This window comes from Mixta mediterraneensis (assembly GCF_014946725.1).
GTDB lineage: Bacteria > Pseudomonadota > Gammaproteobacteria > Enterobacterales > Enterobacteriaceae > Pantoea > Pantoea mediterraneensis.
The window spans coordinates 152,834-165,457 of sequence record NZ_JACFXY010000007.1 but is presented as its reverse complement, the minus strand read 5'-3'; the positions used below and the strand labels follow the sequence as shown (position 1 = coordinate 165,457).

Sequence of the window (12,624 nt, the reverse complement as noted above, 5' to 3'; positions counted from 1 at the left end):
TCTCTCTAAAACGCCTCTGGCGTTGTAAGGTTAAGCCTCACGGGTCATTAGTACCGGTCAGCTCAACGCATCGCTGCGCTTACACATCCGGCCTATCAACGTCGTCGTCTTCAACGTCCCTTCAGGACCCTTAAAGGGTCAGGGAAAACTCATCTCGGGGCAAGTTTCGTGCTTAGATGCTTTCAGCACTTATCTTTTCCGCACTTAGCTACCGGGCAGTGCCACTGGCGTGACAACCCGGACACCAGCGGTGCGTTCACTCCGGTCCTCTCGTACTAGGAGCAACCCCCCTCAGTTTTCCAGCGCCCACGGCAGATAGGGACCGAACTGTCTCACGACGTTCTAAACCCAGCTCGCGTACCACTTTAAACGGCGAACAGCCGTACCCTTGGGACCTACTTCAGCCCCAGGATGTGATGAGCCGACATCGAGGTGCCAAACACCGCCGTCGATATGAACTCTTGGGCGGTATCAGCCTGTTATCCCCGGAGTACCTTTTATCCGTTGAGCGATGGCCCTTCCATTCAGAACCACCGGATCACTATGACCTGCTTTCGCACCTGCTCGCGCCGTCACGCTCGCAGTCAAGCCAGCTTATGCCATTGCACTAACCTCACGATGTCCGACCGTGATTAGCTGACCTTCGTGCTCCTCCGTTACGCTTTAGGAGGAGACCGCCCCAGTCAAACTACCCACCAGACACTGTCCGCAGCCCGGATCACGGGCCTACGTTAGAACATCAAACATTAAAGGGTGGTATTTCAAGGATGGCTCCACGCAGACTGGCGTCCACGCTTCAAAGCCTCCCACCTATCCTACACATCAAGGCTCAAGGTTCAGTGTCAAGCTGTAGTAAAGGTTCACGGGGTCTTTCCGTCTTGCCGCGGGTACACTGCATCTTCACAGCGAGTTCAATTTCACTGAGTCCCGGGTGGAGACAGCCTGGCCATCATTACGCCATTCGTGCAGGTCGGAACTTACCCGACAAGGAATTTCGCTACCTTAGGACCGTTATAGTTACGGCCGCCGTTTACCGGGGCTTCAATCAGGAGCTTCTCTTGCGATAACCCCATCAGTTAACCTTCCGGCACCGGGCAGGCGTCACACCGTATACGTCCACTTTCGTGTTTGCACAGTGCTGTGTTTTTAATAAACAGTTGCAGCCAGCTGGTATCTTCGACTGGCTTCAGCTCCGGGAGCATGTCCCTTCACCTACGCGCCAGCGTGCCTTCTCCCGAAGTTACGGCACCATTTTGCCTAGTTCCTTCACCCGGGTTCTCTCAAGCGCCTGGGTATTCTCTACCTGACCACCTGTGTCGGTTTGGGGTACGATTTCGTGTTACCTGGAGCTTAGAGGCTTTTCCTGGAAGCAGGGCATCTGTCACTTCAGCACCGTAGTGCCTCGTCATCACGCCTCAGCGTAGAGTGTGCCGGATTTGCCTGGCACACACGCCTACACGCTTAAACCGGGACAACCGTCGCCCGGCTGACACAGCCTTCTCCGTCCCCCCTTCGCAGTAACACCAAGTACAGGAATATTAACCTGTTTCCCATCGACTACGCCTTTCGGCCTCGCCTTAGGGGTCGACTCACCCTGCTCCGATTAACGTTGAACAGGAACCCTTGGTCTTCCGGCGAGCGGGCTTTTCACCCGCTTTATCGTTACTTATGTCAGCATTCGCACTTCTGATACCTCCAGCAGACCTCACAGTCCGCCTTCGACGGCTTACAGAACGCTCCCCTACCCAGCGGCGCTTACGCGCCGCTGCCGCAGCTTCGGTGCATGGTTTAGCCCCGTTACATCTTCCGCGCAGGCCGACTCGACCAGTGAGCTATTACGCTTTCTTTAAATGATGGCTGCTTCTAAGCCAACATCCTGGCTGTCTGGGCCTTCCCACATCGTTTCCCACTTAACCATGACTTTGGGACCTTAGCTGGCGGTCTGGGTTGTTTCCCTCTTCACGACGGACGTTAGCACCCGCCGTGTGTCTCCCGTGATAACATTCTCCGGTATTCGTAGTTTGCATCGGGTTGGTAAGCCGGGATGGCCCCCTAGCCGAAACAGTGCTCTACCCCCGGAGATGAATTCACGAGGCGCTACCTAAATAGCTTTCGGGGAGAACCAGCTATCTCCCGGTTTGATTGGCCTTTCACCCCCAGCCACAGGTCATCCGCTAATTTTTCAACATTAGTCGGTTCGGTCCTCCAGTTAGTGTTACCCAACCTTCAACCTGCCCATGGCTAGATCACCGGGTTTCGGGTCTATACCCTGCAACTTGTCGCCCGGTTAAGACTCGGTTTCCCTGCGGCTCCCCTATACGGTTAACCTTGCTACAGAATATAAGTCGCTGACCCATTATACAAAAGGTACGCAGTCACACCACGAAGGTGCTCCCACTGCTTGTACGTACACGGTTTCAGGTTCTGTTTCACTCCCCTCGCCGGGGTTCTTTTCGCCTTTCCCTCACGGTACTGGTTCACTATCGGTCAGTCAGGAGTATTTAGCCTTGGAGGATGGTCCCCCCGTCTTCAGACAGGATATCACGTGTCCCGCCTTACTCATCGAACTCACAGCCTGTGTGTCTTCGTGTACGGGACTGTCACCCTGTACCGTGCGCCTTTCCAGACGCTTCCACTGACACACACGCTGATTCAGACTCTGGGCTCCTCCCCGTTCGCTCGCCGCTACTGGGGGAATCTCGGTTGATTTCTTTTCCTCGGGGTACTTAGATGTTTCAGTTCCCCCGGTTCGCCTCGTAACACTATGTATTCATGTTACGATGATGCACAGAGTGCACCGGGTTTCCCCATTCGGACATCGCCGGCTGTAGCGGTTCATATCACCTTACCGGCGCTTTACGCAGATTAGCACGTCCTTCATCGCCTCTGACTGCCAGGGCATCCACCGTGTACGCTTGGTCACTTAACCTCACAACCCACAGGCGTTTTACGCATGCAGACTGCAAAGCTGAGACCCGGACACACCGTTAATTTCATTCTTATTACGGAGAATGAACACGGCGTGTCGTTTCAATTTTCAGCTTGTTCCGGATTGTTAAAGAGCAAATATCTCAAACGCGGCGCCGCTGTTTACCCGCGAAACCGGTTTTGAGATACTGGGGAGACACCTTTCACCTGTCACCAAGCAGTGGCGTCCCCTAGGGGATTCGAACCCCTGTTGCCGCCGTGAAAGGGCGGAGTCCTAACCGCTAGACGAAGGGGACACGAATGTGTCACGACTTCGCAGCCGTCCTGCTTCTTTACGTTTTCATCAGACAATCTGTGTGAGCACTTCGCAGGAAGGTATCTTCAGGTAAGGAGGTGATCCAACCGCAGGTTCCCCTACGGTTACCTTGTTACGACTTCACCCCAGTCATGAATCACAAAGTGGTAAGCGCCCTCCCGGAGGTTAAGCTACCTACTTCTTTTGCAACCCACTCCCATGGTGTGACGGGCGGTGTGTACAAGGCCCGGGAACGTATTCACCGTGGCATTCTGATCCACGATTACTAGCGATTCCGACTTCACGGAGTCGGGTTGCAGACTCCGATCCGGACTACGACGCACTTTATGAGGTCCGCTTGCTCTCGCGAGGTCGCTTCTCTTTGTATGCGCCATTGTAGCACGTGTGTAGCCCTGGTCGTAAGGGCCATGATGACTTGACGTCATCCCCACCTTCCTCCGGTTTATCACCGGCAGTCTCCTTTGAGTTCCCGGCCGAACCGCTGGCAACAAAGGATAAGGGTTGCGCTCGTTGCGGGACTTAACCCAACATTTCACAACACGAGCTGACGACAGCCATGCAGCACCTGTCTCACGGCTCCCGAAGGCACTCAGGCATCTCTGCCAGATTCCGTGGATGTCAAGACCAGGTAAGGTTCTTCGCGTTGCATCGAATTAAACCACATGCTCCACCGCTTGTGCGGGCCCCCGTCAATTCATTTGAGTTTTAACCTTGCGGCCGTACTCCCCAGGCGGTCGACTTAACGCGTTAGCTCCGGAAGCCACGCCTCAAGGGCACAGCCTCCAAGTCGACATCGTTTACGGCGTGGACTACCAGGGTATCTAATCCTGTTTGCTCCCCACGCTTTCGCACCTGAGCGTCAGTCTTCGTCCAGGGGGCCGCCTTCGCCACCGGTATTCCTCCAGATCTCTACGCATTTCACCGCTACACCTGGAATTCTACCCCCCTCTACGAGACTCAAGCCTGCCAGTTTCAAATGCAGTTCCCGGGTTGAGCCCGGGGATTTCACATCTGACTTAACAGACCGCCTGCGTGCGCTTTACGCCCAGTAATTCCGATTAACGCTTGCACCCTCCGTATTACCGCGGCTGCTGGCACGGAGTTAGCCGGTGCTTCTTCTGCGGGTAACGTCAATGACGAGGCGTATTAAACCTCATCCCTTCCTCCCCGCTGAAAGTACTTTACAACCCGAAGGCCTTCTTCATACACGCGGCATGGCTGCATCAGGCTTGCGCCCATTGTGCAATATTCCCCACTGCTGCCTCCCGTAGGAGTCTGGACCGTGTCTCAGTTCCAGTGTGGCTGGTCATCCTCTCAGACCAGCTAGGGATCGTCGCCTAGGTGAGCCTTTACCTCACCTACCAGCTAATCCCGTCTGGGCACATCCGATGGTGTGAGGCCCGGAGGTCCCCCACTTTGGTCCGAAGACATTATGCGGTATTAGCCACCGTTTCCAGTGGTTATCCCCCTCCATCGGGCAGTTTCCCAGACATTACTCACCCGTCCGCCACTCGTCGGCAAAGAAGCAAGCTTCTTCCCGTTACCGTCCGACTTGCATGTGTTAGGCCTGCCGCCAGCGTTCAATCTGAGCCATGATCAAACTCTTCAATTAAAAGTCTGATTTGCTGACACCGTTCATTAAAGAACGGCGCAGCGATGCTCTGTGAATTTAACGTCGTAATGAATTACGTGTTCACTCAGCAGAGTGCTTGATATTTTTTACGTCCGGAGACGCTGATATCAATCCTGCGAGTGCCCACACAGATTGTCTGATAAATTGTTAAAGAGCAGTGCGTACAGCGGCTTAACCGGCTGTCGCGAGGTGGCGTATATTACGCTTTCCTCCTGCAGCGTCAACTTCTTTCTGAGAAGTTTTTCTCCGGCGGCTCAGTCTCCCGAACCTGCCAGCACGTCATACCGTAAGCCGGTGTGCCGTGTCAGTGGAGGCGCATTATAGGGATCCGATTTCACAGCACAAGCCTTTTTTTAGATCTTTTTTCTGAGTGGCGAGAAAGCGCTCAAATTGATGATATCGCCATCGATCTCAAGAAAAAACCCCTTGTCTGCCGTTCGAAAACGCACCAGGCTGACAAGAAATAGAGTAAAGGAGAACCTGCATGTCATCAGCTTTACGTTCCTATAAACGTCTTTTCCCGAAAACAGGTCAGCGGGTAATGGTAGATCCTGCCAGCGTTATCGTTGGCGATGTTATTATGGGAGATGATGTCAGCATCTGGCCATTAGTGGCTATCCGCGGTGATGTGAACCAGGTGCGTATTGGCGCACGCAGTAACATACAGGATGGCAGCGTTCTACATGTCACGCATAAATCTGCGGCAAATCCAGCAGGTTTCCCGCTTATTATTGGCGACGATGTCACGGTTGGGCATAAAGCGATGCTGCACGGCTGCACTATTGGCAACCGCGTGTTAATTGGTATGGGATCGATTTTGTTAGATGGTGTAATAGTAGAAGACGATGTAATGATCGGTGCCGGAAGTTTAGTTCCGCCAGGTAAACGCCTGGAAAGCGGTTATCTTTATTTAGGCAGCCCAGTCAGGCAAGTCAGGCCGCTTAATGAAGTAGAAATCGAAGGTTTACTTTATTCTGCCCGAAACTATGTCGGCTGGAAAAATGATTACCTGACCGAAAGCCAAACCCAACCCTGACTATCCACATTGTCTTGATGGATACAGGCTTCGGCTTCTTCTTCAATATCCCAGCGATGGTTGTTAAAAAGCGTTATCGCGTCGCCATCACCAAAACGTCGTTTTAACATCTCAATATTAATGGCACAGGTCAAACCTATGCCATTTACCATAACGGGAAAACAGACAGCGTTTAGCTCAGGATCAAAATACTCACGATCGGGAAACTGTATCGCCTGATTCATAACAACATTTCCCGCTGCAGAGATTCAATCACTGGGACAATATCGGGCATAACGCCATGCCATAAATGAAATGCATGAGCCGCTTGTCCCACCAGCATTCCCAGACCGTCAGCTAAATGAAGTGCGCCTTGCTGCTGGCACCAGTTTAAGAAAGGTGTCTGACCAACCTGATAAAACATGTCATAGCAACGTATTCCAGAATGTATTAATGACGCTGGCAATGGAGGTATTTGTCCGTTAATACCACTAGACGTAGCATTGATGATGAGTTCAAACCCTTTATTTTCTAATTGTTCGAAGCCGCAGGCATCAATTGCGCCACTATGCTGAAAAATATTAGCCAGCTCTACGGCGCGTGCCTGCGTACGGTTCGTCACCGTAAGTGCAACACCTAAAGAGAGCAACGGCAGAATGACACCGCGCGCAGCGCCGCCCGCACCGACAAGCAAAACTCTGTCTCCCGGTTTGATCATGGACAGACGTTCAAGATCGCTTAATAAGCCAATACCATCCGTATTGTCGCCAAGGCAGCTTCCATCTTTGCGCTTCTTTAAGGTATTTACCGCGCCTGAAAGAGCAGCGCGTTCACTCAGCTCATCGGCAAGCCCCCATGCCAGCTGTTTAAAAGGCAACGTTATATTTGCCCCCACGCCACTTTGAACGAAAAACTCAGCCAGCGCCTGCGGAAATCCATCAAGCGGGGCACAAACGCGTCCGTATCGATGGTCAATCCCCGTCTGTTGCGCAAAAGCCTGATGAATCAGCGGGGACTTACTGTGATTAATGGGATTACCAAAAACAGCATAATTATTCATAACTTATCCCTGACGTATAAGTTCGCCGGTAATGACATCGCGAATTTCAGAAGGATTTTTTCGCCCTCCTGTCTCTCCTTGCAAAACAGGAAAACCAGGACCGAACTGCAATTTTACCTCTTCTACCGTGCGACAAGGCGGCTGCCCTGAAAGATTGGCGCTGGTTGATACGAGGGGTTTACCAAAGGCGCGACATAAAGCTTGTACATCAGGATGATCGCTAACACGTATAGCCAGTGAATCAAATTGTCCAGTCAGCCAGCGCGGCGTATGCAGCGGAACCGGTACGACAAATGTTACCGGCCCAGGCCAGCAGGCAAACATCCGCTCTCGCTGGATAACCGAAAGCTCGCGATCGGAAACATAAGGTTCCAGTTGGTCGTAATCGGCAGCAATCAGGATCAGCCCTTTTTCGACAGGCCGTCTTTTAAGGGCCAAAAGCGCCATTACGGCATTTTCACTATCAGGATCGCAACCAAGGCCAAAAACGGCTTCAGTAGGATAGGCGATCACAGCATGGCGATTAAGGTAACTGACGCAATCATTTAGCGAGCCGGGAAGCGGTGGATTATGCATATTGGACTCTTAATTTTCTTCCGGGATTGGTTTGCCGCAGCTTTTACTGGCGCAGAATCGCCTTATACCCTGCGCTGTCTTTTTCTCAACTAGTAACGGGAACTGACAAAACGGACAAACTCCCGCAACAGGTATGAAATTTATTGCAAACTGGCAAGACGGATAGCGATCACAGGCATGAAACATTTTGCCGTAGCGGGATCGACGCTGCACAAGCTTACCATCCTGACATTGTGGGCAATTAATGGTTGTCTCTTCTGGTTTATCAATCACTTCTGTGTAATCGCATACTGGATAATGGCTGCAACCGATAAACATACCATAACGCCCCTGACGCAGGACTTTATCCGCGCCACAGTGCGGACATGCATGGCCTTCCAACACTTTAACCACGTGTCCGTCAGCCTGATTCTTTAAGGGACGAATATAATCGCAACCAGGATAATTCACGCAACCCAGAAATGGACCATGTTTGCCAGAGCGAATAACAACGCCTGCCCCGCAAGCGGGGCAGGGATCGTGTTTACGCACAGCGAAGAGTACAGGTTTACTCATAACGATAAATAGATGAAAGGAATTTAATGCAGCATACCTTCATTGGCGTCGAATAGCAGTTCTTCCATCTGCTGATATGCGTTTTCACACCCGGGGATATTGAATAATACCATCAATATCACCCACTTAAGATCCTCCAGATCGAAATCAGGAGTATCAAGCGCCATGACGCGTTCAATGACCATTTCACGCGTTTCCAGGTTCAATACCTGAATTTGTTCCAGAAACAGTAGGAACCCGCGGCTTTCGGCATCTAAACGTTTGCTCTCTTCATTTGTATAGATACGCATTGAGAGCGGATCGTTTGCCAGCAAAATGGGCTCGACGAGTCCTTCCTGATAGTCTGCCAGCTTCTCCAGCCAGCTCAACGCATTGTAAATATCTTCACGATGAAAACCGGCATCCGTCAAGTCGTCTGTCAATCTGTCCTGATCAACACCCATTTCTGCTTCGTTGTGGATATATGTCTCAAACAAGTACATGAGTACGTCGAACATGGCATGCCCTCCTCAATCAGACATAGCCGCCGGGTACAGCTGCGATCCATCCTGCTAACTCCAGCTCCAGCAATTGAGCTGAGATCACTGGCACAGGTTGGCCGGCACGTTCAGCGACGACGTCAACAGGTGTAACCTCATCACCTACGTTAGCCAACACATCGGCAAATGGCAATGGAGCATTGACACTGTCATCAGAATATATTTCTTCTGAATGTGTGACAGGTATCCAGTTCAGCGTGCTGTGTAAATCTTCGATAATGTTATTAGGATGCGCCACCAGCATCGCCCCTTGCTGAATAAGCCAGTTTGTACCTTCACTGCTCGGGTTACCCAGCGGACCCGGCACGGCATAGACATTACGATTTTGTTCAAGAGCATAACGCGCGCTAACCAGCGAACCACTTTTAAGTGTAGCTTCCACGACTAATACCCCCTGGCTTAGCCCGCTGATAATGCGATTCCGTCGTGGAAAATGGGAAGCTTGTGGCGGTGCATCAAGCGGGAATTCAGAGATGAGCGCTCCGCCTTTAGTCACGATCTCCTCGGCTAACAAGCCGTGGTTTTTGGGATAAAGATGCCGGATACCACTACCTAACACGGCCACCGTCTTGCCTTCAGCATTAAGCGCAGCCTGATGAGCGACCCCATCAACGCCCCGGGCTAATCCACTGGTAATGGTTAAACCGCTTAACGCTAAATTTTGCGTAAACCAGTCGCACCAGTGACGTCCATAGTGCGAGCAGTTCCGACTGCCAACCACAGCCAGCTGCGGTGTATTTAAAACCTCGGGATCACCTTTAATATAGAGTACCGGCGGATAGCGATTAATCTCTGCAAGCATGGCTGGATAATGGTCATCAAGCGCGGTGAGCAAATGATGTATGTGACTGCTGGCGAGCCAGTTTTGCACAGCATCCAATGCAGCTTCAGGAAACTTTAGAAATTGATGCCGCTGATGTTCATCAAATCCAAGCTGTGACAAAGCTTTAGTATGGTCCTCTGCATGTAGCAGGTGATTTACTGCCTCGGTCCAACGTTTCCCTACCATTCCGCTTACTGCGGCCAGTCGCAAACACAGCGCCATCTTTTCCATTCTTGCATCCACTTTTACTCAGGCTTCCTGCAGGGGAATGCTGTCAATCAGGCCCTAAAAAGTCTACAATATGAGGCAGTAAACTTTAATTAATCGAATAAAGATCTGGAAAATTATGTCAGTTTTGCAGGTATTACATTTCCCTGACGAGCGTCTCCGCAAAATTGCCGCGCCCGTTAAAGAAGTTAATGCAGATATTCAGCGTATTGTGGATGATATGTTTGAAACCATGTACGCCGAAGAAGGTATTGGCCTGGCCGCTACGCAAGTGGATATTCATCAACGCATCATTGTTATTGACGTATCTGAAAGTCGTGAAGAACGTCTGGTGCTGATTAATCCTGAATTGCTGGAAAAAAGTGGTGAGACCGGAATTGAGGAAGGCTGCCTTTCCATTCCCGATCAACGCGCCTTTGTGCCGCGCGCAGAATTCGTAAAAGTGCGTGCTCTTGATCGCGATGGTAATAGCTTTGAGCTAGAAACTGGCGACTTGTTAGCAATCTGCATCCAACATGAAATTGATCATCTGAATGGCAAATTGTTCATTGATTATCTGTCGCCGCTGAAACGCCAGCGCATCAAAATGAAGTTAGAGAAGCTGGCGCGTCAAAACGCGCGGGAAGCTTAAGCGCCTCAGAAGGGATAAACGTGTCTGCCCCATTAAAAATCATTTTTGCTGGCACCCCTGACTTTGCAGCGCGTCACCTTGACGCGCTGCTTGCTTCTGAACATCAGGTGGTGGGTGTCTTCACCCAACCCGATCGCCCCGCAGGCCGCGGAAATAAGCTAACGCCAGGGCCGGTAAAAGTATTAGCTCAGGCAAACGGCATTCCGGTCTTTCAACCTAAATCGTTACGTCCTGAGGAAAACCAACAATTAGTTGCCGATCTTCAGGCTGACGTGATGGTTGTAGTGGCTTACGGATTGATTCTGCCAAAGGCGGTCCTTGCTATGCCGAGGCTAGGATGTATTAACGTGCACGGTTCATTGCTGCCACGCTGGCGTGGCGCTGCGCCGATCCAACGTGCGTTATGGGCGGGAGATACGAATACTGGCGTGACCATCATGCAGATGGATGTCGGTCTGGATACCGGTGATATGTTATATAAACTTGCCTGTCCTATCACTGATGAAGATACCAGCGCAACGCTTTATGACAAACTGGCACAACTCGGCCCACAAGGTTTGCTTGACACTTTAGCGCAGCTTACTGCCAATAGTATTCATCCGGTAAAGCAGGATGAAGCATTGGCTAATTATGCCGACAAGTTGAGTAAAGAAGAGGCACGTCTCGACTGGCAGCTATCTGCTGCACAACTTGAGCGCTGCATCCGTGCTTTCAACCCTTGGCCTATGAGCTTTTTTATCATTGATGAGCAGCCAGTTAAAGTTTGGCAAGCCAGTGTACTTCCGCATATCAACAGACAGCCCGGCGAAGTTATCCAGGCTGATAAGCAAGGCATTCAGATAGCTACCGCAGAGGGTGTGCTCAATCTGCTCCGGGTTCAGCCGGCAGGTAAAAAGCCGATGTCGGCTCATGACTTACTCAACTCGCGCCGTGAATGGTTTGAACCCGGCACTCTTCTGGACTGACTATTTAGCCCGGTAACGACCGGGCTTTTTATTGACGACAAAACTCCTATGAACAAATCAATTAACCTACGTAGTCTTTCAGCTCAGCTGATCGAACGTGTGATCGATAAGGGCGAATCGCTCAATACCGTGCTACCTCATGCTCAGAAAAAGCTGTCGGATAAAGACAGCGCGTTAGTGCAAGAAATCTGCTTCGGTGTATTGCGTACGTTGCCACAGCTGGAAGCGCTGATTGGTAAATTGATGGAGCGCCCTCTGACGGGCAAGCAGCGTGTTTTACATTACCTGATCATGGTCGGGCTATATCAATTGCTCTATACACGCGTTCCTGCTCATGCTGTCCTGGCAGAAACCGTTGCGGGTGCCGAAGTATTAAAACGCAGCAGCTTGAAAGGTCTGTTAAACGGTGTGCTTCGTCAGTTCCAGCGTCAGCAGGATGAATTACTCGCCAGTATACAAGACGGTCCGCAGCGTTATCTTCATCCCGACTGGTTATTGAAACGGCTACAGACAGCCTGGCCGGCTCACTGGCAGCAAATAATTGAAGCGAATAATATTCGTCCGCCAATGTGGCTCCGCGTAAACCGGCAGCATCACTCCCGTAATAGCTGGCTTGCGTTACTGGCTGAAAATGAAAAAACAGCCAATATTGACACCGAGGTGCCTGAAGCGTTGCGACTTGATTCGCCCGCGCCAGTGAGTCAGCTCCCAGGTTTTGAGCAAGGCTGGGTAACCGTGCAAGATGTCTCAGCGCAACGCTGTGCCTTGTTTTTAGAACCGCAAAATGGCGAATCCATTCTCGATCTCTGTGCTGCGCCGGGGGGGAAAACGACGCATATTCTGGAGATTGCCCCTGAAGCGAAGGTACTCGCCGTAGACGTAGATGCTCAGCGCCTCACGCGTGTGCACGAGAATTTACAGCGCCTTGGTATGCAGGCTGAGGTAAAACAGGGTGACGGTCGTACGCCTCAAGCCTGGTGCGGAACACAACAATTTGATCGAATTTTACTTGATGCACCCTGTTCGGCTACCGGTGTGATTCGTCGACACCCTGACATTAAATGGCTGCGCCGCGATCGGGATATTGCCGAACTGGCAAAGCTGCAGTGCGAAATTCTTGACGCCGTCTGGACTCATCTTAAGCCGGGTGGGACGCTATTATATGCAACCTGTTCCGTCCTTCCCGAAGAGAATGAGATGCAGATAAGTGCGTTCCTTGAGCGACACCATAACGCTGTCGCGTTTTCACTTTCCGGTGCGCCTGAAACAGGACTACAGGTATTTCCTGCCGCTGATGGAGGCGACGGTTTTTTCTACGCTAAGCTAATGAAAAAACCAGGCACTAATTGAGATGA

10 protein-coding genes, 1 tRNA gene and 2 rRNA genes are annotated in these 12,624 nt (G+C 51.3%); 4 read left to right on the top strand and 9 right to left on the bottom strand.

All coding sequences use genetic code 11. The annotated features are described in order from the left end of the window. Positions 1-26 precede the first annotated feature (26 nt). The 3 genes from H2P46_RS14345 to H2P46_RS14335 all read right to left on the bottom strand — a co-directional run bounded on the left by H2P46_RS14345 (position 27) and on the right by H2P46_RS14335 (position 4,856). Positions 27-2,929: ribosomal RNA gene (locus H2P46_RS14345) — 23S ribosomal RNA — on the bottom strand. 220 nt (positions 2,930-3,149) lie between these two features. Further along, positions 3,150-3,224 (bottom strand) — tRNA-Glu (locus H2P46_RS14340). A gap of 90 nt (positions 3,225-3,314) precedes the next feature. Beyond that, positions 3,315-4,856, bottom strand: a 16S ribosomal RNA gene (locus H2P46_RS14335). The 16S and 23S rRNA genes sit together here with 1 tRNA gene alongside, the layout of an rRNA operon. Positions 4,857-5,361: 505 nt before the next feature. Here H2P46_RS14335 and H2P46_RS14330 point away from each other — a divergent pair. Next, positions 5,362-5,913: a gamma carbonic anhydrase family protein gene (locus H2P46_RS14330; RefSeq protein ID WP_193405666.1), complete on the top strand. Its 552-nt coding sequence runs from the start codon at positions 5,362-5,364 to the stop codon at positions 5,911-5,913. Here the strand turns inward: H2P46_RS14330 and H2P46_RS14325 are convergent. Genes H2P46_RS14325 through dprA form a run of 6 tightly spaced genes read right to left on the bottom strand, consistent with a single transcriptional unit; the run spans position 5,883 to position 9,676 of the window. Continuing rightward, positions 5,883-6,137, bottom strand: coding sequence for a DUF1488 family protein (locus H2P46_RS14325; RefSeq protein WP_193405665.1), 255 nt, complete (start codon positions 6,135-6,137; stop codon positions 5,883-5,885). The two genes, H2P46_RS14330 and H2P46_RS14325, sit on opposite strands and share 31 nt — an antisense overlap. After that, positions 6,134-6,952, bottom strand: coding sequence for a shikimate dehydrogenase (gene aroE / locus H2P46_RS14320; RefSeq protein ID WP_193405664.1), 819 nt, complete (start codon positions 6,950-6,952; stop codon positions 6,134-6,136). The genes H2P46_RS14325 and aroE overlap by 4 nt, the downstream gene beginning before the upstream one ends. Positions 6,953-6,955: 3 nt before the next feature. Further along, entirely contained in the window at positions 6,956-7,528 is a 573-nt protein-coding gene (gene tsaC / locus H2P46_RS14315) for an L-threonylcarbamoyladenylate synthase type 1 TsaC (RefSeq protein WP_193405663.1), read from the bottom strand. A 9-nt stretch (positions 7,529-7,537) separates the two neighbouring features. Beyond that, the gene (locus tag H2P46_RS14310) at positions 7,538-8,083 is read right to left on the bottom strand and encodes a DNA topoisomerase family protein (RefSeq protein WP_193405662.1); all 546 of its coding nucleotides are present in this window, start codon (positions 8,081-8,083) and stop codon (positions 7,538-7,540) included. Between the two features lie 23 nt (positions 8,084-8,106). Then, positions 8,107-8,580 (bottom strand): DUF494 family protein Smg, encoded by a 474-nt coding sequence (gene smg / locus H2P46_RS14305; protein ID WP_193405661.1) that lies wholly within the window; start codon positions 8,578-8,580, stop codon positions 8,107-8,109. Positions 8,581-8,596: 16 nt separating this feature from the next. Further along, entirely contained in the window at positions 8,597-9,676 is a 1,080-nt protein-coding gene (gene dprA, locus H2P46_RS14300) for a DNA-protecting protein DprA (RefSeq protein WP_193405660.1), read from the bottom strand. A gap of 115 nt (positions 9,677-9,791) precedes the next feature. Between dprA and def the strand changes: the two genes are divergently transcribed. From def to rsmB, 3 genes are read left to right on the top strand one after another with little or no spacing between them, the layout of a single operon-like run. Next, positions 9,792-10,304, top strand: a complete 513-nt coding sequence (def, locus tag H2P46_RS14295) for a peptide deformylase (protein ID WP_193405659.1) — start codon at positions 9,792-9,794, stop codon at positions 10,302-10,304. 20 nt (positions 10,305-10,324) lie between these two features. Further along, a complete protein-coding gene (fmt, locus tag H2P46_RS14290) occupies positions 10,325-11,269 on the top strand; it encodes a methionyl-tRNA formyltransferase (RefSeq protein ID WP_193405658.1) in 945 nt (314 codons plus the stop codon). Positions 11,270-11,317: 48 nt separating this feature from the next. Beyond that, positions 11,318-12,619 (top strand): 16S rRNA (cytosine(967)-C(5))-methyltransferase RsmB, encoded by a 1,302-nt coding sequence (gene rsmB / locus H2P46_RS14285; RefSeq protein WP_193405657.1) that lies wholly within the window; start codon positions 11,318-11,320, stop codon positions 12,617-12,619. Positions 12,620-12,624: the final 5 nt, after the last annotated feature.

Bases quoted from the DNA above. Each gene is read 5' to 3' on its own strand.
- tsaC (WP_193405663.1), bottom strand. From the start codon at position 7,528: ATGCATAATCCACCGCTTCCCGGCTCGCTAAATGATTGCGTCAGTTAC.
- rsmB (WP_193405657.1), top strand. From the start codon at position 11,318: ATGAACAAATCAATTAACCTACGTAGTCTTTCAGCTCAGCTGATCGAA.
- aroE (WP_193405664.1), bottom strand. From the start codon at position 6,952: ATGAATAATTATGCTGTTTTTGGTAATCCCATTAATCACAGTAAGTCC.
- smg (WP_193405661.1), bottom strand. From the start codon at position 8,580: ATGTTCGACGTACTCATGTACTTGTTTGAGACATATATCCACAACGAA.
- def (WP_193405659.1), top strand. From the start codon at position 9,792: ATGTCAGTTTTGCAGGTATTACATTTCCCTGACGAGCGTCTCCGCAAA.
- dprA (WP_193405660.1), bottom strand. From the start codon at position 9,676: ATGGAAAAGATGGCGCTGTGTTTGCGACTGGCCGCAGTAAGCGGAATG.
- H2P46_RS14325 (WP_193405665.1), bottom strand. From the start codon at position 6,137: ATGAATCAGGCGATACAGTTTCCCGATCGTGAGTATTTTGATCCTGAG.
- H2P46_RS14310 (WP_193405662.1), bottom strand. From the start codon at position 8,083: ATGAGTAAACCTGTACTCTTCGCTGTGCGTAAACACGATCCCTGCCCC.
- H2P46_RS14330 (WP_193405666.1), top strand. From the start codon at position 5,362: ATGTCATCAGCTTTACGTTCCTATAAACGTCTTTTCCCGAAAACAGGT.